Here is a 24,279-nt window from a genome sequence, read left to right as displayed (position 1 = left end):
ACCGGGAGCGGCCCGCCGCACCAGAGATTCCGGTGCGGCGGGCGGGCAGGGCGTGGCGATCGTTCAGGAGCAGAGTGCACCGCCCAGCGTGTAGCGCGCCGGGATGGCGTTGGTGCCCGAATACGTCGCCTGGAAGCCGAAGCCCACGCTGCCGCCGGGCTCCACTGTGCCGTTCCACCCGGCGTCCCGGGCGGTGACCGTGCTGCCCGACTGGGTCACCGTGGCGTTCCAGCCGTTGCTGATCCGCTGATCACCCGCGAAGCTCCAGCCGAGGGTCCAGCCGGAGATCGTCGAGTTTCCGGTGTTCCTCAGGGTCACCGTCGCGGTGAAACCGTTGCCCCAGGCGTTGTCGATCCGGTACGCCACCGTGCAGGCGGCCGCCGACGCGTCGTCGTCCGCCTCCGTCGCCGTGAACGTCGCCGACTGGACGCCAGGACCACGCACCGTGAACGTCGCGCTGTCCGACGACGCGTCGGCGTCCTGTGCGGCGAGGACCGAAACCTGCTGCCCCCTGGCCCAGTCGGCCGGGGTGAACAGCAGGGTCGCGGCTGCCGACAGGTCCTCGTCGCCGGAGTTCCGGGCCACCGTCACGGTGACGTTCTGCGCGGGYGCGGCCGAGAGCCGCACGCCCACCGTCGCCGAGCCGCCCTCCGGGACCGTCACGGCCGCCGGCGCCACCTGGACCACGGGCGCCGCCGGGGCGCCGCGCCGCTCTGCCGCGAAGGCCGCCAGCCAGGCCAGCGAGGCGTTCCAGTTGATGGCCACCTCGTTGGTGGAGTACGAGCCGATGTCGTCCACGTAGCACGCCGCCGGTGCGCAGCCCGCCAGCTTCTCCTTGGCCACCGGGTCCTCCAGCCCGGCGTTCGGCCCGCCCGCGAAGGAACCGGCAGGCGGGTGCGGCAGCGAGGCGTCGTTCTGATGCGCCCAGAACCGGTGGTGCTGGTTCTCGGAATAGCGGTCGCCGTAGCCGGTGACATAGGAGAGGTCGAGCGCGTTACGGCCGAGCAGGTAGTCCAAGGTCTCCAACGCTCCGGCCCGGTACCGCTGTTGCCCGGTGATCTCGTACGCGACGGCCAGCACCATCGCGTTGTTGGTCACGGAACTGTTGGAGCCCCACACGTACCCGGTGGCGGGGAGCGGCACCGCGTAGCCCTGTCCGGACATGGTGGACAGGTGGCCATCGGCGGCCGTGGTCAGCAGGCCGCGCAGCCGCGCCACGTCGTCGGCGGGCAGGCTCACGCCGGGAACGGTGGCGAGGGTGATGCGGCCGAGCGTCGCGGTGCCGCCCCACCAGAACGCGTCGACGGGCTTGGCGTGGTGCGGGGAGGAGGTGACGGCGTCCCGGTACTGGGACTCGCCGGTGGTGGCCAGGAGTTCCGCCGCCGCCCAGTAGAACTCGTCGGAGACGTCGGCGTCCTCGTACGCACCGCCGCCAGTGCTGTCACTCGCCGGGGCGAGCACGTTCGGATTGGCCTTGGCGGCCGTCCAGGCCCGGCGGGCCGCATCCAGGCAGCGCGCGGAGAACGCGGCGTCGTACGGCGCGTAGACCCGGGCACACTGCGCGGCCGTGGCCGCCAGGTTCAGCGTCGCGGCAGTCGACGGCTTGTGCAACTCACGCTGTTCGGCGTCCAGTTCAGGCCGGGTCGGCAAGGCGGTCCACTTGGCGTCGTGCACCTTGTGGAAGGCCATCCCGGCCATCGGCTTCCCGGCCGGGACCTGCATCCGCAGCAGGAACTCCAATTCCCAACGGGCCTCGTCCAGCACGTCCGGCGTCCCGTTGCCGCGCTCCGGCACCCGCAGCGTCGCATCGCCGAGAGCCGCTTCGCCGCCCGAACGGCGCGCCCGCTCGTAGGAGTTGACCATCTCCCAGACCGAGATGCCGCCGCTGACCACGTACTTGCCCTGGTCGCCTGCGTCGTACCAGCCGCCGCGCACGTCCAGTTGGTAGTCGCACCCGCCGGATTGGCAGGGGACGCTGGTGTCGCCCTTGTTCGGGGCGACGCCCAGGTGCCCGGCGGGGCGGGCGTACGCGCTGCCGCCCACCAGGGCGGCGTCGATCGCGATGCCGCTGCGCTGCTGGTAGAAGAACGACATGCCGTCGGCGCGCAGTCCGTCGTACAGCGACGCGGAGATGTCGAAGGAGTGGCTGGTCCGGCCGTCGACGACCAGGGTGAAGCCGGTGCCGGTGCCGGTGTACGCGCCGAAGTCCACCAGGTGCGTGGACTGGCCGGACGCCTGGTCGGCGCCGCGCACCGCGGTGGCGCCCGAAGCGGCCACCGCACCGGAGGCGTCGCGCAGCTGCCAGGCGAGCGGAGCGGTCGCGGAGCTGGCCACGGTGGCCCGCTTGGGGCCGTCGGGCAGGTAGCCGAGCTGGTTGACCCGGACGGGCGAGTCGGCAGCGGCGGCCACGGTGGCGGCAGCTGCGGCCGGAACGGTCAGGGCGGTCGCGGACAGGCCGCCGACCGCCAGCGCGAAGCCGGCGAGCACGGCGGCCGCGCGACGGGGCACGCCGCGGGCGGAGGTGACAGGAGGCACGGTGAAGCCTTCCTCGGTGGATGAGGGGCACAGTGGGAGCGCTCGCAATCGAGCGGGTCGTCGGCAGCCTGCCGCAGGTCGCCGCACCGTGAGGCGGTGCGTGGCCTCGTCGTACGCGGAGCGTCTCCGGGCGGGGCGCTCTGTTATTCGAGCAGCTCCGCGTACGAGCCCATGGCCAGGGCGATGTCCGCCTGTGCCCAGAACCGGTGGTAGGTGAAGACGGGCGCGGCGCCGCCCGCGAGGTAGGCCTCGACCTTCGGCCAGGCCGGGTCGTTCTTGTAGAAGCCACGGATCGAGGCAAAGGTGGACGAGGAGTTCACCGCGTCGCCGTTCGGCATCTTTCCGGTCCACGTGCTGGGCACGTACACCGGGTCGTTGAAGCGCTTGTAGTCGGTGCGGGGCTCCGGGACGGAGAGGCCCAGCGGGTCCTGGTGGTGGGCCCACATGCCGTCGAGCAGGGCCTTGGCGACGCGCTTGGCCTCGGCGTTCCCGGACTTCGCGGCGTAGTAGGTCAGGGTCTTGGCGTATGCGGCGGCCACGCCCACGTCGTCGGTGTAGTCGGCGACGGTGACGTGCAGGCCCGTGTTGGCGCCGGGAGCCGACGCGTTCCAGGTGTCCGGGGCTCCGGACCACTTGAGGGTGGAGGGGATCCGGTAGGTGCCGTCGGGGTTGATCGTGGTCTTCGACAGGGCCCAGCCGACCCACTTGTCGAGCACGGCCTTGGCGCCCGCGTCGCCCGTCTGCTCGTAGAGCTCGGCGACCCGCTCCATGGACCAGGCCTGGAAGCCGAACCACTGGTTGGACGGCGGGTCCTGGTAGACCGGCTTCTCGTCGTAGAAGAGGCCGTGGAAGGTGGGGGTCCCGGCCGGGGGCTGTGCGTAGCGCCCCTGCCAGCTGTTGGTGGCGCCGCCCGCGATGGCGCCCTCGTCGGACTGGAGCCAGCGGTAGAACTCCAGCTGCCGGTCGAGGCTGGTCGCCCAGTCCGTTGCGCCGGTCGGCGACTTGGGCTTCAGCGGGGCGTACGCGCTGAGCGCGAAGGCGGCGAGGGGGTTCTGGTATCCGCTGTGCGCGTGGCTGGAGCCGATCCGCCAGGACCAGCCGGCCGACGTGTCGGCGGCACCGCCCCAGGCGTAGTACCAGGACATCAGGTAGTGCGCGCTGTCCTTGCCGGTGCCGGCGGGGCAGACGGTCGGGCCGACACAGTTCCCGGCCTTCTTGAAGTACTTGTCGAACATGGAGTACCGCAGGTAGTCGCCCATCTTGGCCGCCTTGGAGACGGTCGCGGTGACCTGGGTCCCGTTGCCCTGCTCCTTGGCCCAGATGTCGGCCCAGTACGCGGCTTGGATGGCACGCGCGTCGGCGTCCGGGGCATCGGTGAACTTCCACTGCTTGGCGTAGGAGGCATCCCCGGTGAAGAGGTCGAGATAGCCGTTCTTACCGCCGTAGGCGAACGTGTCGCAGGTGGGGTGCGGAACGGTCTCCCACACCGATTCCTCGGGTCCGCGCTGGAAGGTGTTGATGTACGAGGGCCCGGTCGCGGTCGGTCCGGCGGAGCACTTTCCGGGCTCGTTGCCGTAGCCGTACACGTTGTCGACGTCCTGGAGCCAGTGCATGCCGTAGATGTCGTCCGTGCCGTACGCGCCCTTCAGCTCACCGGCGATCGGGTCCGCGCCGGCGGCGACTCCCCCGTCGAGCTTGGCCGGGTACTGCGAGGGGAGGTCCTGCTCGGGTGCGTAGGTGGCGGGTTCGGAGGCGTTGTAGGAGCCGGTCGTCGGCTGGTCGGCATGGGTGGGGATCATGAACTTCTCCATGGTCTCCCACGCGCCGTTGAACTTGGTCCAGTCCCCGGTGATCTTCCCGTACATCGCCTGCAGCCAGATCAGATAGCTGTAGGCCTCCGAGGTCGTCTCGTGCCCCTGGTCCGGGGCTTCCACGATCAGCGTCTCGACGGAGTGGTACGGGATGCCCTCGGGCGAGAAATAGCCGTTGGCCGGGTTCGTGATCTTCGCGTAGAGGTCGAGGAAGCGGGCGTCGTACGTGGAGTCGGCGGCCAGCTCGGCGACCGTCACCTCGGCCTTCGCGTGGTCGGGGGCGGTCACGGTGAAGACGGCGGACCCGCTGCCGGTGGTCCCGGCGGTGACCGTCACCTTCTGGGCCGTGTTCCAGTTCGCCGGGGTGAACGTGAGCGCGGCAGGTGCTGCGGTGAGGTCGGTGTTGCCCGAGGTGCGGGCCACGCCCACCGTGACGTTCGCGGCCGGCTGCTTGGAGAGCTTCAGGTCGAAGGCGCCCGTCTCCCCACGGCGTACGGAGAGCTGTGCGGGGGTGGCGACGAGCGCGGGGCCCGCGGCGACGGTGATRCCGACGGGGGCCGACTCGGCGGAGGCCCCGAGGCTGTCGTAGGCCTTGGCGTAGAGGGAGTGGGAACCGGCTGCGAGGCCGGTGGCATCCAGGGTGAAGGGTGCCGTGGTGTCCGTGCCCAGGAGCGTGGTGTCGCTGTAGAACTCGACCTTGCCCACGGTGGCGCCGTCGGCCGCGGCGGCGGTGGCGGCCAGCGGGACGGGAGTGCCGGCCGTGTAGACGGCGCCCGCGGTGGGGCTGGTCAGGACGGCGACCGGGGGCTGGTGGGCGCCGGTGCACGGGGTGCCGTTGACGGCGAAGGAAGTGGGGGCGGCGTTGGTCCCGCTGTAGCTGAACTGGGCGCCGACGGTGACGGCCGCACCCGCGGCGACGGTCTTGCTCCAGTCCGGGGCCGAGACGCGGACGCTCTTGCCGGACTGGGTCCAGGTGCCGTTCCAGCCGTTGGTCAGCTGCTGGTTGCCGGAGTGGTCGTAGGTGAGGGTCCAGCCGTCGAGGGCGGTCGCGGACCGGTTGGTGAGGGCGAGCTCGGCGGTGAAGCCCGAACCCCAGTCGTTGGTCCTGTAGTCGACGCTGCACTGCACCGCCGCGGCCGCGGCGGTGGTGGTGCCGACGGCCGTGAGGCCCAGGGGGAGGGAGAGGGCCACGGCCATGGCGGACGCGGTCGGCAGTTTGCGTCGTCCGGCGGATCCGGGTGGGGGATGTGACGGCATGCGGATGGTTCTCCTCGCGGCTCGGGGAGACGGGATGGGAGAAGCGGCTGCGCACGGGCTCCGAACAGTGGGAGCGCTCCCACTGTGCAGACGTGTCGCGACGGCGTCAAGACGCGTGAAGAAGCGACAGCAATCTGCGAGGAATTTACTCAACTCCTCTTTTGCTTGGCGGCTCTTGGCGCTACGGTCTGGCCCCAACCAGTGGGAGCGGTTCCACGCATCGGCGCGCCGTCAGGGCGGCAACTCGCTGCAAGGACTCGCTCATCGATATCCCGCGCCTGTCGGCACTGCTCGGCGAAGCAGCGCCGACCTCGCGCGACGGCGGTACCTGCCGGCCCCGGCCACGGTCGCCGGCACGCAGGACCTGGTGGAGGCCGTGCATGCGACCGGGGCCCGCAGTTTCCTGCCGGTCCCCGGGATCGCCCACAACGGCCCGAGCCAGTGCCTCACCCGTTCCCCGCCCTCGCCCCGGTCGCGGACCGGCCCCCCGGCCGCGGGCGAGAGCGGCGAGCACAGCTGCGGACACGGGCTCATCGACCGCGCCACGGCCCGGTTCCTACGACCGCACCCGCTCCGTACGACGGCACCCTTCCGCACCACGGCACTCGTCCCATTCGACACCGGGTGCGCGACCCGCCTGCGCACCCCGAACTGAAAGGAACCCCGCGAAATGAGCCGCACCATCCCCCGCACCGCCTTACTGGCGGCCCTCAGTCTCGTCACGGTCGCCGGCGCCACCGCCACGGCGTTCGGTACCGGCGCCGGCGCCGCCACCGCCGGCTGCAAGGTCGAGTACCAGATCACGAACCAGTGGAACACCGGCTTCGGCGCCAACGTGATCGTCACCAACACCGGGGATCCGGTCGCCTCCTGGACCGTGGAGTGGTCCTACGCGAACGGCCAGCAGGTCACCCAGGGCTGGAACGCCGACATCACCCAGTCCGGGGCCGCGGTGACCGCGAAGAGCATGTCCTACAACGGATCGCTGGCCACGGGCGGTTCGACCTCCTTCGGGTTCAACGGTTCGCACACCGGCACGAACGCCGTCCCCGCGACCTTCAAGCTCAACGGCGTCACCTGCCACGGCGCCACCGACCCGACCCAACCGCCGACCACACCCCCGACGACCCCACCCACCACCCCGCCCACGACGCCGCCGACCACGCCTCCGCCCACCGGCGGCAAGGTCGACAACCCCTACGCCGGCGCCAAGGTGTACGTGAACCCCGAGTGGTCCGCCCATGCCGCAGCCGAACCGGGCGGCTCCAGGGTGTCCAACCAGCCCACCGCCGTATGGCTGGACCGCATCGCCCTCGTCACGGGCACGAGCGGCACGATGGGTCTGCGCGACCACCTCGACGCGGCCCTGACACAGAAGGGCAGTGGCGAACTCGTCGTCCAGCTGGTGATCTACAACCTGCCCGGACGGGACTGCTCCGCGCTCGCCTCCAACGGCGAACTGGGCCCCACCGAGATCGACAAGTACAAGACGCAGTACATCGACCCGATCGCCGCGATCCTCGCCGAACCCAAGTACTCGGGGCTGCGGATCGTCACCACCGTCGAGATCGACTCCCTGCCGAACCTTGTCACCAACGTCTCCGGCCGCCCCACCGCCACCGCCAACTGCGACGTGATGAAGACCAACGGCAACTACATCAAGGGCGTCGGCTACGCACTGAACAAGCTCGGCTCGATCGCCAACGTCTACAACTACGTGGACGCCGGACATCACGGCTGGCTCGGCTGGGACGACAACTTCGGCGCCTCCGCCGAGATGTTCAAGCAGGCCGCGACCGCCGAGGGCTCCACGCTCTCCCGTGTGCACGGCTTCATCGTCAACACCGCCAATTACAGCGCCCTGAAAGAGGACAACTTCAAGATCGAGGACTCCGTCAACGGCACCTCCGTGCGCCAGTCGAAGTGGGTCGACTGGAACCGGTACACGGACGAGCTGTCGTACGCCCAAGCCATGCGCACCAAGCTGGTCTCCCTGGGCTTCGACACCAACATCGGCATGCTCATCGACACCTCCCGCAACGGCTGGGGCGGCACCGCCCGCCCGACCGGACCCGGCGCGCTGACGAGCGTGGACACCTACGTCAACGGCGGCCGCTACGACCGACGCATCCACCTCGGCAACTGGTGCAACCAGTCCGGCGCCGGCCTCGGCGAACGACCGCAAGCGGCCCCGGCCGCCGGCATCGACGCCTACGTGTGGATCAAGCCCCCGGGCGAGTCCGACGGGGCGAGCAAGGAGATCCCGAACAACGAGGGCAAGGGATTCGACCGGATGTGCGACCCCACCTACACGGGCAACGTACGCAACGGCAACAGCATGTCGGGAGCCCTCCCGAACGCACCGCTCGCCGGCCAGTGGTTCTCCGCCCAGTTCCAGGAGCTCATGAAGAACGCCTACCCGGCGCTGTGAGGCAGGGCAGGTGACGAGCCCGGAGCCTTACGGAAGCATTCCCTTCCGCGGGGCTCCGGGCCTCGGCGCGCTCGGTGCGGGGCGCCCGGCGGCTGCCGGAGCGGGTCAGGAGGAATCCCGCACGACCAGTTCCGTCGGGAGCACCCGGCGCGGCTCCTCCCCCATGCCCCGCCCCGGGGCGGCGCCGGCCCCGAACTCCTCCGCGATCTTCTGGAGCAGGAGCCGGGTCATCGTGCGGCCCATCTCCTCGATGGGCTGGCGCACGCTGGTCAGGGGCGGGTCCATCAGACGGGCCACCGTGGAGTCGTCGACCCCGACGAGGGCCACGTCCTCGGGGACCCGCCGGCCGGCCTCGCGCAGCACGCCGCGCGCGCCGGCCGCCATCACGTCGGAGGCGGCGAAGACGGCGTCCAGGCCGGGGGCGCGTTCCAGGAGGTCGCGCATCGCCAGCCGGCCGCCCGCCTCGGTGAAGTCCGCGGTCGCCACGAGCGACTCGTCGGGCTGGATTCCGGCCTCGGCGAGGCCCGCTCGGTAGCCGCCCAGACGGGCGCGGGCCACGTACATGTCCAGCGGCCCGCTGATGGTCGCGATCCTGGACCGGCCGCGCCCCGCGAGGTGGGCGACGGCCGCCCGGCCCGCACCGATGTTGTCGGAGTCCACATAGGCCACCGGCTCGGCCTCCGAACGCCGCCCGTTCATGACGACCGGCAGGTCCAGCCGCGCGATCCGGTCGGGCAGCGGGTCGTTCCCGTGGACCGATGCCAGCAGCACGCCGTCGACCCGCTGGGCCGCCAGGTAGTGCTCGAACCGCTTCCGCTCGGCCTCGGTCCGGACGAGGGTGAGCAGCAACTGCTTGTCCGCCTCGGCCAGCTCGGCGCTGACCCCGCGGATCAGGTCGAGGAAGTACGGCTCCGAGAACAGCCGGGCCTCGGTCTCCGGAATGACCAGGGCCACCGCGTCGGTCCGACTGCCGGCCAGCGCCCTGGCCGCCTGATTGGGTACGTACCCCAGCTCTGCGACAGCCCGGGCCACGGCGTCCTTGGCCCGCTCGCTCACCCGCGGCGAACCGTTGATGACCCGGGAGACCGTGCCCCGGCCGACACCGGCCAGGGCCGCGACCTCTTCCAGAGTGGGCCTGCCGCCGCTCTGCCGTCCGCTCACGCTCTTGAACTCCCCTCGTGTGCCATCGCACTCCGCGCCGGGCGCGGGCCCGGCCTGCTGATCAGGTAAGCAGGCCGGTGCACCCGCCCCGTAGCCGTGGGACACGTTACGCCGACTAGAAGTGGGAGCGCTCCCACAGTACTCCCCATCCCCTCGTGCCACCACGGTCTTGTTCACAACCTGACACGGGCAGCACACCCGAGTAGGAAGCCCCCGCGCCCGAGGCTCCTGCGTAATGAATTCGCGTTCATCTCTTGACACCCGCACCTGCCAGACAGCAACCTTCCGGCAACGACGTGGGAGCGCTCCCATCCAGGGGTGCGACAACGGCCTTCACATCGGGTCCGGGCGGGCCCCTCGCCGAGCCGCGAACAGCCCCCCGGGCCCCGGCGCACAACGAGCACCACCTTGGACGAGGAGAGTGGAATGCGTACTTCCAGCAGCAGACACGGACGCGGACGCCGCACCGTGATCAACGCGGTCGCCGCGGTCGCCGTCGTAGCGACCGGTACGGCCCTGCTCACCGGCTGCGGCGGTGACAGCGACAAGGGCAAGGGCGACGGCGCGGCCGGGGCCGAGCAGATCACGCTGCGGATCGGTACCTTCGGTTCCTTCGGCTACGACGACGCGACCGGGGCCAAGCTCTACGCCGAGTACACGAGGACCCACCCGAACATCAAGATAGAAGAGTCGAACGTCGCGGACGGCCAGAAGTACTGGGACACCCTCAAGCTGCGCCTCTCCCGCGACAGCGGCCTCGCGGACATCCAGGCCCTGGAGGTCGGCTACATCGCGGAGGCGACCGGCCCGGCCATGGCCGCCAAGTGGGCCGACCTCGGCAAGACGGGCGGCGCGGACCTCGGCGCCTTCCTCGACTGGAAGGTCAAGCAGGCCACCACCGGCGACGGCAAGGTGATCGGCCTCGGCACGGACATCGGCCCGATGGCCATCTGCTACAACAAGGACCTCTTCGCCAAGGCCGGGCTGCCGACCGATCGCGCCGAGGTGGCCAAGCTCTGGGCGGGCGACTGGGCGAAGTTCATCCAGACCGGCGAGACGTACAGGAAGAGCGCCCCCGAGGGGACCTCCTTCCACGACTCGGCGAGCGGTCTGTTCAACGCGGTGATCTCCAGCGAGCCGGTCCAGTACGCCAACGCCAAGGGCGAGTTGGACTACGAGAACAGTCCGGGTGTGAAGAAGGCCTGGGAGACCGCCGTGGCGGCGGCGAAGGGCGACCTGACCGCGAAGCTGCGCCAGTTCGACGAGAAGGGCACCTGGAACGCGTCCTTCAAGAACTCGAAGTTCGCCACCGTTGCCTGCCCGAGCTGGATGACGGGCATCGTCAAGGAGCAGGCGGGCGCGGAGAACCAGGGGAAGTGGGACATCGCGGCGCCGCCCGTGGCCGGGAACTGGGGCGGCTCGTTCCTCGCCGTGCCGAAGTCGGGCAAGCACGTCAAGGAGGCGGCCGAGCTCGCCGCCTGGCTCACCGCTCCGGCTCAGCACGCCAAGGTCTTCGGCGTGAACGGCAACATCCCCTCCTCCAAGGACACCCTCAGCTCTCCGGCGGTGCAGGGCGCGAAGCTGCCGTACTTCGGTGACACTCCGGTCGGCAAGATCTACTCGGAAGCCGCGGCCGGCATCACGCCCGCCCCGATCAGCCGCTGGGACGGACAGGTGAAGACCTTCCTCACCGACAACGGCATCCTCGACATCGAGCAGCGCGGCACCGACCCGGCGAAGGCCTGGGAGAACGTCAAGAAGCTGGTCGCCGACAAGATCGATAAGTAGCGGGGCGCGCGGCGGCCCGCCCTCACCCGCTTCCCACCGCCTCCCCGCGGGTGGCGGCGGGCCGTCGCCGTCCGCACCACCGCACCACCGCACGCATCGATCTGGAAGGACGCCCCCGTGGCCACCTCCGTACGGGCGACCCGTGGCGGCTCCCCGCCGCCCGCCGCACAGCCCCCGGCCCCCAGCGCCGGCTCCCGCAAGCAGCGGCCCTCCGGCCGGCGCGGACTGCGCAGCACGCTCTACCGCCTGGACCTGAAGGCGGTCCCCTACGTCTTCCTCGCCCCCTTCTTCCTCACCTTCGCGGCCTTCGGACTCTTCCCCCTGCTCTACACGGGCTGGCTCTCGCTCCACCGGGTCGAACTCGGCGGCAGCGCCCGGTGGAAGGGGCTGGAGAACTACACCTCCCTGGCGGGCAGCGAGTTCTTCTGGAACGCCCTCGCCAACACCTTCACCATCGGCGTGATCTCCACCGTTCCCCAGCTGCTGATGGCCCTCGGCCTGGCCCACCTGCTCAACTACAAACTCCGTGGCCGCGGTTTCTTCCGCGTGGCGGTGCTCGCCCCGTACGCCACCTCGATCGCGGCGGCCACGCTCGTCTTCGCCCAGCTGTTCAACACCGACTACGGGCTGATCAACACGGCGCTGGGCTGGGCCGGCTTCGAGCCGGTCGCCTGGGAATCCTCCAAGTGGCCGGCTCAGATCGCGATTTCGGTGATCGTGACGTGGCGCTGGACCGGCTACAACGCCCTCATCTACCTGGCCGCGATGCAGGCCGTACCCCAGGACCTCTACGAGGCGGCCGCATTGGACGGGGCTTCGCGCTGGCGCCAGTTCCTCAGCGTGACCGTCCCCTCGATCCGGCCGACGATCCTGTTCACCGTCATCGTCTCGACCATCGGCGCCACCCAGCTCTTCGGCGAGCCGATGCTCTTCGGCGGCAGTGTCGGCATCAGCGGCGGCAGCGGCAACCAGTACCAGACGCTGAGCCTGCTCATGTACGAGAAGGGCTGGGTGACCGGCGCGCTGGGCCAGGCCTCCGCCATCGCCTGGGTCATGCTCCTGCTCCTCCTGCTCATCGGCGGCCTCCAAGCTCTGGTCTCCCGCTCGAACCGCAACCGCAACCGCACCGGCCACATGCGCACGAAGGCGGGGAGCTGAACCCATGAGCCGCACACTCGACACGACCTCCGCCGGGGCGCCGCGCGCCAGGCGCCTTCGCCCGTCGGCCGGCCGCCAGCACCACGCCGGACCGCTGACCTACGTCCTGCTCGGCCTCGCCGCCCTGGTCTCCCTCTTCCCTCTGTACTGGAACCTGGTCGCCGCCTCCCACACGGGCGAGCGCGTGGTCAAGGCTCCGGCCCCGCTCCTGCCCGGCCCCCGGCTGTTCGACAACCTCTCCTTCGCCTGGAACCAGGTCGACATGGGCGAGGCGCTGGTCAACACGACGATCGTGGCCGGGCTCGTGGCCCTGTCCACCGTCCTGTTCTCCACCCTGGCCGGCTTCGCCTTCGCCAAACTGGCCTTCAGGGGCAAGGGCGCGCTGCTGGCGCTCGTGGTGGCCACCATGACGATCCCGCCGCAGCTCAGTGTGATCCCGCTCTACCAGATCATCACCGACCTCGGCTGGGTCGACCAGCTCCAGTCGGTCGTCCTGCCCTCGCTGGTCGCCGCCTTCGGCGTGTTCTTCATGCGCCAGTACCTCATCGAAGCCTTGCCCGTGGAGCTGGTGGAGGCGGCGCGGATGGACGGCGCGCACAGCCTGCGCATCATCTGGCACGTGGTGTTCCCGGTCGCCCGGCCCGCGATGGCGGTCCTGGGAATGCTCGTCTTCGTGCAGGCGTGGAACGACTTCTTCTGGCCGTTCATCGCACTGACCCCCGACGGGAATCCCACCCTCCAGGTCGCCCTGGCGGGCCTCGGCGCGGGAAACCACACCGTCGACCAGGCCGTCGTACTGACCGGCGCGCTCATATCCACCCTGCCGCTGCTGCTGGTCTTCGCCGTCCTCGGCAAGCACATCGTGGGCGGCATCACCGCCGGCGCCGTCAAGAACTGACGGCGTCCGTCGAGACGGCCGACCCGTCGGTCCGTTCGCACGCCCGGCCTTCCGCCACCGCTTCATCCGGCACGACTTCGTCCGGCACCACTTCATCCAAACCTGCGTTGGGAGCGCTCTCCTATGACCGCGTCCGAGACCCGGCCGCTCACGGCCACCCGCACCTTCCCCCCCGACTTCCTGTGGGGCACGGCCACCGCCGCGTACCAGATCGAGGGCGCCGCCCGAGAGGACGGCCGGACCCCGTCCATCTGGGACACCTTCTCCCACACCCCCGGCAAGGTCTTCGAAGGCCATACCGGTGATGTGGCCGTGGACCACTACCACCGCTTCCCCGAGGACGTCCGGCTCATGTCGGAACTCGGCCTGGGCGCCTACCGGTTCTCCGTCTCCTGGTCGCGCGTCCAGCCGACCGGCCGGGGCCCGGCCGTGCAGAAGGGCCTGGACTTCTACCGCCGGCTCGTCGACGAGCTGCTCGCCGCCGGCGTCACGCCCGCCCTCACCCTCTACCACTGGGACCTCCCGCAGGACCTGGAGGACGCGGGCGGCTGGCCGGAGCGCGCCACCGCCGAGCGGTTCGCGGAGTACACGGCCCTGGTGGCCGATGCCCTGGGAGACCGGGTGAAGCACTGGATCACCCTCAACGAGCCCTGGTGCAGCGCGTTCCTCGGCTACGCCTCCGGCGTGCACGCCCCGGGCCGGACCGACCCGGTCGCCGCCCTGCGCGCCGCCCACCACCTCAACCTCGGTCACGGCCTCGCCGTCCAGGCCCTGCGGGCGGCGCTGTCCCGGGACGCTCGGGTCGCGGTCTCCCTCAACCTCCACGAGGTGCGCCCCCTGACCTCCTCGGCCGACGACCGGGAGGCGGCCCGGCGCATCGACGCCGTCGGCAACCGGATCTGGCTCGGCCCGATGCTGGAGGGCGCCTACCCCGAGGACCTCCTCGCGGACACCGCGCACCTGACCGACTGGTCCTTCGTCCGGGACGGCGACGCCGCCACGGTGCACCAGCCCCTGGACCTGCTCGCCGTGAACTACTACACCCCGACGGTCGTCTCGCACGCGGCGGAGGGCGCAGCGGTGCCGCAGGACGACGGGCACGGCAACAGCGAGCACTCGCCGTGGCCCGGAGGGGAGGGCGTGGCCTTCCACCGGGCGCCGGGTGAACGTACGGCGATGGACTGGCCGGTCGACGCCGGCGCCCTGTACGACCTGCTGACCCGGACCGCCGCCCGGTACCCCGGGCTTCCGCTCGTGGTCAGCGAGAACGGCGCGGCGTACGAGGACGAGATCGGCCCCGACGGCACGGTCCACGACCCGGAGCGCGCCGCCTACGTCCACGCCCACCTCGACGCGGTGCACCGGGCGATCACGGACGGGGCGGACGTGCGCGGCTACTTCCTCTGGTCGCTGCTGGACAACTTCGAGTGGGCGTACGGCTACGCCAAGCGGTTCGGCGCCATCCACGTCGACTACGACACCCTGGAGCGCACACCCAAATCGAGCGCGCACTGGTACTCCCGCGTGGCCCGGACGGGAGAGCTGCGCGCTCCCGGCGAGGCGTAGCGGGCGGTGCCGGTGGACTCGGCAGCAGTGCGGGCCCACCGGCACGCCGCCGGCACGAGGAAGGCGCCGCCCACCGGAGGTGGAGCCCTCGGCGCCTCGGCCCCGCAGGGAACCGGCCGCACACCGGCGGGTGACGCTCGCGCCCGGCGAGGTCACGGAGATCGCCTTCAGCCTGCCGATGCCGGCCCGGGGGTGGCGGGCGCTGGGCACGCCACCCGGGGGCGCTGACGGCCTAGCGGGCCGGCAGGCGGCCCGGGTCGGCGATGATCTGTCGGACGGTCGACCATGCCGCGCCCAGCACCGGTCCGCGCCGGCCCAGGGCGGAGGGGCGGACTGCCTCCGGGATCCAGGGCCGGACCGTGATCCGGGCGGCGAGTTCGGCGCGGACGGCCGGCAGGAGCCAGTCGGCGAGTTCGGCGTAGGCGCCGCCCAGAACGAGGCCGTCCGGGTCGATCAGGTTCACCGCAGAGGTGAGGGCGAGGCCCAGGGCCCGTCCCGCACGGTCCAGGGCGCGCAGGGTCGCCGCGTCCCCGGCGCCTGCCCGCTCGGCCAACAGGGCCACCGGGTCGCCGACGTGCGCGAGCCCGGCCTCGCGCAGCACGGCCGCTTCGCCCGCGTACTGCTCCAGGCAGCCGCGTGCCCCGCAGGCGCAGCGGGCTCCCTCCGGGTGGACGGGCAGGTGGCCGAGTTCCCCCGCGAATCCGCGGGCGCCGCGGAACAACTGCCCGCCGACGACCAGTGCGGCACCGATTCCGGCCTCGGCGGAGACGTGCACGAAGGTCCCGGTGGGGTCTCCCTGGTGCCACTGCTCGGCCAGCGCCCCGAGGTTGGCCTCGTTCTCCGGCTCGGGCACGGTGGCGGGGTCGGGCCAGTGGTCGGCGGGGCGGACTGCTTGCCAGCCGAGGTTGGGGGCGTGTCCGACCAGCCCGCCCGGCTCGTTCGGCACCACCCCCGGCACGGCCAGGACGCGGCCCGCGACGCGCAGCCCGAGGGCGGCGGCCTCGGCCTCCGCCTCAGCACCCAGCGCGGCGGCCTCCGCCAGTACCTGCCCGGCCGGCCGGCCCGCGTTGGCCCGCTCCGCCCGGCGCCACACCCGGGGTTCACCGCGCAGGTCCACGACGCACGCGGCGAGATGGGTGACGCCGATCTCCAGGCCGAGGCCCGCGGGACCCCGGTCGTTCAGGGCCAGCGCCCGCCCGGGGCGGCCGACGCGGCCGCTGGGCGCGGTCTCCGTCTCGGTCAGCGCGCCGCGGCCGATGAGCTCGTCGACCAGGGAGGAGACGGCCGGCCTGGTCAGGCCCGTGTGCCCGGCGACGTCCGCACGGGAGAGCGGACCGTGCGCGGCGACCGCGCCGATCACCACCGCGAGGTTCTGCCGACGCATGCCCTGCTGCGAGGCGGGCACGGCCTCCGCGCCCGCGCTCCCCCTGCCGATCCCCGCCATCGGGCCGACCTTCCTATCGTTGTGCCGGCGGGAGCTCCTGCAAGGCCCGCGCCCGCCGCAGCGTACTGGTGATCCGTTCGAGCGTGTCGTCGTCGCGGGGTACGGGGTCCAGGACCCGGCCCCCGGCGGTCCGCCAGCGCCGGGCGACGGCGTCGGCGGGCTCACCGGTGAGCAGTGCGGCGGCCTGGGCGGCGGCCCCGAGCGCGACCGGTTCCCGGGCCTCGGGCACCTGGACGGCTCGGCCGGACAACCGCAGCACGGTCCGCTGCCAGGCGCTGCCTCGGGATCCGCCGCCGATCAGCAGCAGTGGTTCGTCGGGGGCGGGTCCCTCGCCTCCGGCACGCAGTACGTCGTCCAGGGCCACGAGAAGGGCGTGGGCGGCGCCGTCGTAGGCGGCCTGGAGCAGCTGGCCCGGCGTGGTGTCGTGGCGCAGGCCGTGGACCAGGCCGGAAGCGCCAGGGAGGTTCGGGGTGCGCTCGCCGTCGAGGTAGGGAAGGACCACCACCGTGCCGCCCGCCTCGACGTCCTGGCGGCCGCGTCCGACGAGGGCGGCGAAGCGGTCGACGGCGAGGGTGCAGTTGAGCGTGCAGGCGAGCGGCAGCCAGCCGCCCAGGGCATCGGCGAAGCCGGCGACGGTTCCGCTCGGGTCGGCCGGCCGGGTCCGGCCGACGGCGTAGACGGTGCCGGAGGTACCGAGGCTCAGCACGGGACGTCCGGGGGTCAGGCCCAGCCCGAGGGCGGCGGCCATGTTGTCACCGGTCCCGGTGGCCACCAGCGCGCCTTCGCGCAGTGGCATCCCGGCCCGTACGGTGCCCGCGAGGGCGCCCGGCGGGAGGACCCGTGGCAGCAGCCCGGAGTCGAGGCCGATCCGGCCGAGGACGTCCTGGTCGTAGCCGTCCGGGCCCCACCAGCCGGTTCCCGACGCGTCACCGCGGTCCGTCACCGCCTCGCCGGTCAGCCGCTCCGTCAGGAAGTCGTGGGGAAGCCGGACGGCCGCGACGCGGTCGGCCGCGGCACGCTCGTTCGTGTGCAGCCAGGCCCACTTGGCGGCCGTGAAGGCGGCCGTCGGGACGCTGCCGGTGCGGCGCGCGAGCTCTGCCGGGCCGAACGCGGCTGCGAGTTCGGCGGCCTGCGGGGCGGAGCGGACGTCGTTCCACAGCAGCGCCGGGCGCACCGGCCGGCCTGCCGCGTCGAGGGTGACCAGGCCGTGCTGCTGGCCGGCGATCGAGCAGGCGGCCGCGCGGTCCGCCCAGCCGGTGCCCGCCGTGGCCTCGCCGAGCGCCCGCCACCACTGTTCGGGGTCGCTCTCGCGTCCGGCGCCGGCGCTTACGGCGTGCGGGGCGAGGCCCTCGCCCAGGACGGCGCCGGTCTCCAGGTCTACGGCGAGGGCCTTGGTGGACTGGGTCGAGCTGTCGACACCGATCACGACACGCTGAGCAGACATGCGTTCCTCCGGCGGGGTTCCTTCTGGCGTCTCGGCATACTAATTTGTTTTTCGTCATTACAAATAGCCCTCGGCCTGATCCGGAGCGCCTCATGACCAGCGACCCGCTCGTTCCCACCCCCGCGCACAGGTTCACCTTCGGACTGTGGACCGTCGGCTGGCAGGGGCGGGACCCCTTCGGCGACGCCACCCGGCCTGCCCTCGATCCCGTCGAGAGCGTGGAGCGGCTGGCCGGGCTCGGCGCCTACGGCGTCACGTTCCACGACGACGACCTGATCCCCTTCGGCGCCGGCGACGCCGCCCGCGAGCAGGCGGTCAAGCGCTTCCGCACCGCACTCGACACGGCCGGACTGAAGGTGCCGATGGCCACGACGAACCTCTTCACCCACCCGGTGTTCAAGGACGGCGCCTTCACCGCCAACGACCGGGACGTGCGCCGGTACGCGCTGCGCAAGACGATCCGCAACATCGACCTGGCCGTGGAACTCGGCGCCTCGGTCTATGTCGCCTGGGGCGGCCGCGAAGGCGCGGAGTCCGGCGCGGCCAAGGACGTGCGCACCGCCCTCGACCGGCTGAAGGAGGCCTTCGACCTGTTGGGCGAGTACGTCGAGACCCAGGGTTACGACCTGCGCTTCGCGATCGAACCCAAGCCCAACGAGCCGCGCGGTGACATCCTGCTGCCCACCATCGGCCACGCCCTGGCGTTCATCAACGAGCTGGACCGGCCGGACCGGGTCGGCCTCAACCCGGAGGTCGGCCACGAGCAGATGGCCGGACTGAACTTCCCGCACGGCATCGCCCAGGCCCTGTGGCACGGCAAGCTGTTCCACATCGACCTCAACGGCCAGACGGGCATCAAGTACGACCAGGACCTGCGCTTCGGCGCGGGCGACCTGCGCCAGGCCTTCTGGCTGGTCGACCTGCTGGAGTCGGCGGGCTACGACGGCCCCCGCCACTTCGACTTCAAGCCGCCGCGCACCGAGGACTCCGCCGGCGTCTGGGCCTCGGCGGCCGCCTGCATGCGCAACTACCTGCTCCTGGCGGAGCGTTCCCGCGCCTTCCGGTCCGATCCGGCGGTCCGGGCCGCGCTCGCCGCCTCCCGACTGCCCGAGCTCGCCCTGCCCACCGCCGAGGACGGCCTGGCCGGGCTGCTGGCCGACCGGTCCGCCTTCGACGAGTTCGACGTCGATGCCGCCGCCCGCCGCGGCATGGCCTTCGAGCAGCTGGACCAGCTCGCCCTCGAACACCTCCTCGGCGCCCGCTGAGCCGATGCGCGCAAGAGCCGGGCCACGACGATCCACGGCCCGGCTCCGCCACTCCCCAGGGGGCGGTCCGGGGTGGTCATGGGCCGTACCTCACGGGTCGGTCGGGCTCCTCGGCCCCGGGGGCGGGGCTCACTGTCACCCGCGTCGGAGGGCGCCCGCAACGCATGTGCGAGCAGCTGGAAGTGAGCCGGACGATCGTCGCGACGAGCTCGGGGCAGGTACGCCGCGGCGAGCGGGGCTGTCCGGCACGTTCACAGCGGCCAGCGCACTCGGGCTCCGGCTGCGGCTCCGGCTCCGGCTCCGGCTCGACGGGCCGTGGCGGCCGATGCCACGCACGGAACAGAGGTGAGAGGCGAATCGAAATCCCGCTCCCCTACCCGTTCCGTTTTGCGCCACTGCAATTCCGGCAGGCCGCGGGCACCCTCTCCAGGGCGGGTCTGAGGAGATCGGTTCGGGCCGTGTGGTGGTCTGACACACCCGACCGGGGTTGATGGTGATGAGTCGTCATCGCCTGCGTCATTCGCCGAGGCAGCGGAGGCCACAACGGGCCGAGAACTGACTCAGCGTGGCCGTCAACGCCGCGGACACCCCAGATACGGCTTTCGAACGCTCCCATCCGCACTCGGCCCTCTCGCTCCCGTCGTCCCGCCGGTGCGCTTCGGCTTCGGATCGGCTCCCGCGGCGCCGGCGCTGGTACGGGTACTCCCCACCGTCGAACGCGCAGGTCCGGGGAGCGCCGTGGGGCCATGAGGCCCGACGGTGGACCGCGGCCGCGTCGGGCGGGACGACGGCGCACGTTCCCACCCGCCGGGCGTGGGCACCGGCGCGTCAGGCGCAGGTGACGGTCACCTGGCCGCTGCCGCCGTTGCTGGTGAAGCCGATCGTGAACCTGCCGATCGTGAACCTGCCGTTCGCGGGCTGCTGCTCGGTCCGGCCGCCCAGGGTGAGCACCTCGGAGCCGTCGGCGGCCAGGGAGCCACCGCTCCGGCTGACGGTGACTCCTTGGGGCAGCTTGCCGACGGACCGGTCCAGGTGGCCGCTCCTGCTGTTGCGGACCACAAGGGTGTTCGGCCACTCGCCGTTCGCGCAGTACTCCTGGACAGTGCTCGGACGCAGTCCCAGTACGGGCACGGCGGCCGGGGCGGGCGTGCCCGACGGCTTCGGCTGCGCGGGCGGGGCCGACCGGCCGGGCCCGCTTCTGACGCGCCCTGGAACCAGGGTGCCCGGTCCGCGGAGTTTTCCGGCGCCGCCCCCGCGGGGGCGGAACTCAGGGGGCCCGCCAGACGTTGGCGAAGGCCGCGTTCTCGATGGACCGCCGCTGGCGCACCGCTTCCAGTTCCATCACGGCATCGTTGACGGCGGCCAGCACGGTGGTCACCGCTTCGCCGTCCGGGCCGGGAGCGTCCTCGGAGGGTGCGCGGCGGATGCCGACGGCCACGGCGAGGGCCCGGAGAACGGGTTCGTCTTCCTCCCAGCGCCTCCGCGCCCGCTGCCGGGCCGGTGAGTCGACGAGTGCCGGGTGCTCGGCCCCGAACGACAGCCATCCGCGCCGCGCCGGGGACAGCAGGCCGTCCTCCTCGAACGCCCCCCGGTAGGCCGCGGACAGGTCGCGGCCCCTGCGCCACAGCCAGTCGTCGACGCGCTCGTACGGCTCCTGTCGCACGAGCGCCGTCGCTGCGGCCCCGAGCAGCTGGTCGTCCAGCGCCGGCTGCGGGCCGGGCAGGATGAGGTCGTCGTCCAGGGTGACGGCCTCCGCCACGATGAGATCGATCAGTTCGGCACCGGCCAGGGCCAGGGACAGGTCACCCTGTCCCACGGGGCGCTCGGGCGGAGCCTCCAGGGCGACGATGAACAGGTCTTGCGCCGTGGTCATGAAGGGCTCCCTCGTGGTCGGCCGCACCAGCCTCCCGCCGCTGCCGGCGACGGTGCGGGTGCGATGCAGGTGCGGGGCAGGTATCGCCCCTGGGCTGATCGGCCGTCCGGCCACAGACGCGGCCGGCCGAGGCCCCGAGGGTGACCGTACGGCAGCTCCCGACCTCAGGGGACGGTGATGACGACCTTGCCCCGGATGTGCTTGCCGGCGAAGTCGGCCACCGCCTGCACCGCGTCGCCGAACGCGTAGCGGGCACCGATCTCGACGCGCAGACCGCCGTCCGCGGCCCGGCTCGCGAGATCCTCCAGATCGCCCGGTTCCGGGACGAACGAGCCGATGTAGACCGGGGTCACGCCGCGGCCCAGTTCGTCCGGGCCGAACAGCGGGGACACCAGCCTGCCACCGGACCTGGCCGCCCGTGCGCCGGCGGCCAGCCCCTCACCGCGGTTGACCAGGTCGACGACCACGTCGACTCCGTCCGGCACCAGCTCCAGCGTCTCTTCGACCACGTCGGACTGCCGGTAGTCGACGGTGTCCGTGGCACCGAGCTCACGGATGTAGTCCGCGTCCTGGGCGGTGGCCGTGGCGATCACGCGGGCTCCGAGCGCGTGCGCGAGCTGTACGGCGTACAGACCGATTCCACCGGTGGCCCCGATCACCAGCACGCTCTCCCCCTCGGTCAGCCCGACCGCCCGCAGCAGGCACACCGCGGTCATGCCGGACTCGGGAATGGCGGCCGCGTGGACGGCGTCCAGGTTCTGCGGCCGATGGGCCAGCCGCGGACCCGGCGTGGCCACGGTGTACTCCGCCACGGAACCCGCCTGTCCGACGAACCCGAGCACCTGGTCGCCGGGCGCGTACCCGCTGACGCCGGCCCCGGCCTCCACCACGGTTCCGGCGACGTCCATCCCGACGACCAGCGGGTGCTCGGTCGGGAAGAGGTCCTTCGCCGCCCCCGTGACCAGCATGAGATCGAGCGGGTTGAGTGCAGCCGCTTCGACCTTGACCACGACCTCGTCCGGTCCCGCGGCCGGCTTCGGCAGCTCGGCGATGGTCAGGCGGTCGAGCGGGTGGTAGTCGGTTGCGACGAGGGCTTTCACGGGCGATTCCCTGAGCTGAGGCGGTACCGGAGCCGTACCGACGACGCCGCACGGCACGGGCGGAGGCGGTCACTGTCTGCCGACGCCTCAGGACCGTGGGCCTGAAGACGGCACGCTGTCCGTTTCTACGGCGCCGGGCCCGCTCGCGGGTCGAGGCTGTCCGTACCGCCGCCGCGCGCGACACGTTCGGCGCAGTCCTCCACCCCCGCCGCGGTCGGTGCCGGCCGGACTTCAGCCGCGGGTGCGGTAGCCGGGGTGGACTCCGGGGGTCAGTTCCTGTTCGGCCGCGACGCGTTCGAGCAGGCCGAGCAGGTGCGTGCGCTGCTCCGGGTCGAGGGCGGCGAGCAGGGCGTCCTCGTGGGCCGCGGCCGCGCGGGAGACCGCGCCGAGGGTGCGTCTGCCCTCCGCCGTCAGGTGGAGCTCGTGGTTGCGGCGGTCCTCGGCGCTGCGCCGCCGTTCGACGAGGTCCTTGCCCTCCAGGCCGTCGATCAGTGCGACGACACGGCTCGGTACGACGCCCAGGTCCTCGGCGAGGGCCCGCTGGCTGCGTCCCGGCTGCCCGGCGACCATGCGCAGCAGTCCGACGTCCGCCGGGGTCAGTCCCAAGTGGCCGACACGTTCCGCGAAGCGTGCGGCGGCGTGCGCGCCGATCTGGGCGAGAAGGAACGCGGCCCCGCGCGGCCCGGTGGCCGGGGCGGAGCCCGTCGTATGCGGTTGCCGAGAACTGTTCACCGGCCTATCGTAAGCCACGCGAAATGATTCTGCTCAGTGAACGATTAACTTCAGAGAACGGATTCTGCCGTGACCGCCACCCCAGCGACCGCCGCCGCCCGAGAGACGCACAGCCGAAGGGACCCGCAGGCCGGGCCGCCGCCCGGCATCCTCGCCGTGGTCTTCACCGCCCTCTTCCTCGCCGGGCTCGTGCTCAGCACCCTCCTCGCGGACGGGGACACCTTCCCCTCGCCCTTCGGCTCCACCGACACGGTGACCTCCTACTTCCGCGATCACACCGACGCGGTACGCCTGTCCGGAGCCCTGCAGTTCGCGGCATCGGTGCCGCTCGCGATCTACGCCGCGACCGTCTCGGCGCGGCTGCACAAGCTCGGCGTACGCGCCCCCGGCGCCACCATCGCGCTCGCCGGAGGCGTCCTCGCCTCGGCCTTCCTCGCCTGCTCCGGACTGGTCACCTGGGTGCTGTCCCGGCCCGAGGTCGCGGGGCAGGGCGACGTCGTCCGGGCCCTGCAGTACCTGGCCTTCGGGCTCGGCGGACCCGGCCACGTCGTCCTGCTGGGGCTGCTGGTCGCCGGGATCGCCGTACCGGGGCTGCTCGCCGGCCTGCTCCCGCGGGCCCTCGCCGTGGCGGGACTGGCCGTCGCGGCGGTCGCCGAACTGTCCACGCTGGTCCTGCTGGCCGACGGGGCCGCCCTGCTGCTGCCGGTCGCCCGGTTCGCCGGCCTGCTGTGGCTGATCGCGGCCGGGTTCCTGCTGCCGCGCCGCCGCGTCCGTACGGAGGGCTGACCGCCATGACGAGTGCCACCACTGCCGCCGCCCACGACCCGGCGGAACGCATGCTCCGCTTCCACCAGCCCGAGAAGGTCCTGCGCCATCTCGGCCCCGCGCCCGACGAGGCCGCGCTCGGAGCCCTGTTCGGGCTCGACCCGGCCGGCTACCGGACGCGCCTGGACCGCTTCGAGGCGCGGAACCGGGCGGCCGCCGCCGCGCTCGCGGCCGAACCGGGAGCGGCGGCACGCCTGGCCGGCCTGCCGTTCCGGCCGGGCGAGCACGTCGTGGCCGTGGGGGAGAGCACCACGGCCGACCGGCTGTCCTGGTTCGAGATCCTGCGGCACCTGCTTCCGGACGGCGTGCGCTGCACGAACCTGGCCGTGACCGGCAGTACGACGACCCAGGCCCTGGCGAACCTCCCGGCCCTCGCGTTCCAGCGGCCCGACTGGGTGCTGTGCATGCTGGGGGCCAACGACGTCCAGCGGCTGGACGGGGTCCCGCTGATCTCCGCCGCCGAGACCCGCCGCACCCTGCGGGCCCTGCGCGACCTGACGGTCCGGCGAACCGGGGCCCGGTGGGTCTGGCTCACCCCGACCGGCGTCGATCCCGGGCGGGTCGCCGAGTACGTCCACTTCCGGCGGGCCGGTCTCGGCTGGGCCGGGGCGGACCTCGACGCCGTCGCGGAACTCCTGCTCGCCGAGCCCGAGGTCACGGTCGACACCCGGGCCGCCGCGCACGGCCACTGGGAGGAGGACGGCGTCCACCTCACCCCGGCCGGTCAACGGCACGTCGCGGCGGCGGTGCTGGACGCGCTCGCGACGGAACCGGGCCCGCCGTGACCGCGCCGGTGGGCTACCTCGGGCTGATCGCGACCTGGTACGTGGTTCCGCTCCTCCCGTGGGTGCTCACGGTGACGCCGTGGCCGTCCCACTTGGCGTTGCGGCCCTGGACCGTGACGCGGTAGCCGTTCGGGTAGGTGTCCTTCGGCACGGTGATCTCGGTGGGTGCGGCGGCGTTGTCGCGGGTGCGGAAGGTGAGGGTGTAG

General features: G+C 72.3%; 17 protein-coding genes and 1 pseudogene. 8 read left to right on the top strand and 10 right to left on the bottom strand.

What is annotated here, in order from left to right; translation table 11 throughout:
• Positions 1-63: 63 nt before the first annotated feature.
• Entirely contained in the window at positions 64-2,535 is a 2,472-nt protein-coding gene (locus tag AB4039_RS00410) for a glycoside hydrolase family 9 protein (RefSeq protein WP_442269678.1), read from the bottom strand.
• 143 nt (positions 2,536-2,678) lie between these two features.
• A complete protein-coding gene (locus tag AB4039_RS00405; protein ID WP_442269677.1) occupies positions 2,679-5,603 on the bottom strand; it encodes a glycoside hydrolase family 48 protein in 2,925 nt (974 codons plus the stop codon).
• A 670-nt stretch (positions 5,604-6,273) separates the two neighbouring features.
• Here AB4039_RS00405 and AB4039_RS00400 point away from each other — a divergent pair.
• Positions 6,274-8,034, top strand: a complete 1,761-nt coding sequence (locus AB4039_RS00400; protein ID WP_442269676.1) for a glycoside hydrolase family 6 protein — start codon at positions 6,274-6,276, stop codon at positions 8,032-8,034.
• 105 nt (positions 8,035-8,139) lie between these two features.
• Here AB4039_RS00400 and AB4039_RS00395 read toward each other — a convergent pair whose 3' ends face one another.
• On the bottom strand, positions 8,140-9,195 hold the full coding sequence (locus tag AB4039_RS00395; RefSeq protein WP_442269675.1) for a LacI family DNA-binding transcriptional regulator: 1,056 nt from the start codon (positions 9,193-9,195) through the stop codon (positions 8,140-8,142).
• 426 nt (positions 9,196-9,621) lie between these two features.
• Between AB4039_RS00395 and AB4039_RS00390 the strand changes: the two genes are divergently transcribed.
• The 4 genes from AB4039_RS00390 to AB4039_RS00375 all read left to right on the top strand — a co-directional run bounded on the left by AB4039_RS00390 (position 9,622) and on the right by AB4039_RS00375 (position 14,605).
• Positions 9,622-10,983, top strand: coding sequence for an ABC transporter substrate-binding protein (locus tag AB4039_RS00390; protein WP_442269674.1), 1,362 nt, complete (start codon positions 9,622-9,624; stop codon positions 10,981-10,983).
• Positions 10,984-11,100: 117 nt separating this feature from the next.
• Positions 11,101-12,141, top strand: coding sequence for a carbohydrate ABC transporter permease (locus AB4039_RS00385; protein WP_442269673.1), 1,041 nt, complete (start codon positions 11,101-11,103; stop codon positions 12,139-12,141).
• A 4-nt stretch (positions 12,142-12,145) separates the two neighbouring features.
• A complete protein-coding gene (locus AB4039_RS00380; protein ID WP_266845918.1) occupies positions 12,146-13,039 on the top strand; it encodes a carbohydrate ABC transporter permease in 894 nt (297 codons plus the stop codon).
• A gap of 123 nt (positions 13,040-13,162) precedes the next feature.
• Positions 13,163-14,605: a GH1 family beta-glucosidase gene (locus AB4039_RS00375; RefSeq protein WP_442269672.1), complete on the top strand. Its 1,443-nt coding sequence runs from the start codon at positions 13,163-13,165 to the stop codon at positions 14,603-14,605.
• Positions 14,606-14,837: 232 nt separating this feature from the next.
• Here the strand turns inward: AB4039_RS00375 and AB4039_RS00370 are convergent, their stop codons facing one another.
• A complete protein-coding gene (locus tag AB4039_RS00370) occupies positions 14,838-16,049 on the bottom strand; it encodes an ROK family protein (RefSeq protein ID WP_266845916.1) in 1,212 nt (403 codons plus the stop codon).
• A 13-nt stretch (positions 16,050-16,062) separates the two neighbouring features.
• Positions 16,063-17,493 (bottom strand): xylulokinase, encoded by a 1,431-nt coding sequence (gene xylB, locus AB4039_RS00365; protein WP_442269671.1) that lies wholly within the window; start codon positions 17,491-17,493, stop codon positions 16,063-16,065.
• A gap of 92 nt (positions 17,494-17,585) precedes the next feature.
• Here xylB and xylA point away from each other — a divergent pair, with 92 nt between their 5' ends.
• A complete protein-coding gene (xylA, locus tag AB4039_RS00360; RefSeq protein ID WP_266845914.1) occupies positions 17,586-18,758 on the top strand; it encodes a xylose isomerase in 1,173 nt (390 codons plus the stop codon).
• A gap of 828 nt (positions 18,759-19,586) precedes the next feature.
• Here the strand turns inward: xylA and AB4039_RS00355 are convergent.
• From AB4039_RS00355 to AB4039_RS00340, 4 genes are all read right to left on the bottom strand, one after another.
• Complete coding sequence (locus AB4039_RS00355; RefSeq protein WP_442269670.1) at positions 19,587-19,889, bottom strand: hypothetical protein; 303 nt, start codon at positions 19,887-19,889, stop codon at positions 19,587-19,589.
• A 136-nt stretch (positions 19,890-20,025) separates the two neighbouring features.
• Positions 20,026-20,631, bottom strand: coding sequence for a GOLPH3/VPS74 family protein (locus AB4039_RS00350; protein WP_442269669.1), 606 nt, complete (start codon positions 20,629-20,631; stop codon positions 20,026-20,028).
• A gap of 164 nt (positions 20,632-20,795) precedes the next feature.
• On the bottom strand, positions 20,796-21,731 hold the full coding sequence (locus AB4039_RS00345) for an NADP-dependent oxidoreductase (protein ID WP_266845911.1): 936 nt from the start codon (positions 21,729-21,731) through the stop codon (positions 20,796-20,798).
• A 231-nt stretch (positions 21,732-21,962) separates the two neighbouring features.
• Entirely contained in the window at positions 21,963-22,463 is a 501-nt protein-coding gene (locus AB4039_RS00340) for a MarR family transcriptional regulator (protein ID WP_266845910.1), read from the bottom strand.
• A gap of 69 nt (positions 22,464-22,532) precedes the next feature.
• On the opposite strand from AB4039_RS00340, the gene AB4039_RS00335 reads away from it, so the two are divergent.
• The gene (locus tag AB4039_RS00335) at positions 22,533-23,249 is read left to right on the top strand and encodes a hypothetical protein (RefSeq protein WP_266845909.1); all 717 of its coding nucleotides are present in this window, start codon (positions 22,533-22,535) and stop codon (positions 23,247-23,249) included.
• A gap of 5 nt (positions 23,250-23,254) precedes the next feature.
• Positions 23,255-24,073, top strand: a complete 819-nt coding sequence (locus AB4039_RS00330) for an SGNH/GDSL hydrolase family protein (RefSeq protein ID WP_442269668.1) — start codon at positions 23,255-23,257, stop codon at positions 24,071-24,073.
• A gap of 13 nt (positions 24,074-24,086) precedes the next feature.
• Here AB4039_RS00330 and AB4039_RS00325 read toward each other — a convergent pair.
• A pseudogene (locus AB4039_RS00325) lies at positions 24,087-24,275 on the bottom strand (endoglycoceramidase); the annotation flags it as partial.
• Positions 24,276-24,279: the final 4 nt, after the last annotated feature.

Source organism: Streptomyces sp. M-16 (genome assembly GCF_052114405.1).
GTDB lineage: Bacteria > Actinomycetota > Actinomycetes > Streptomycetales > Streptomycetaceae > Streptomyces.
This window is presented reverse-complemented; position numbering and strand designations above follow the sequence as displayed.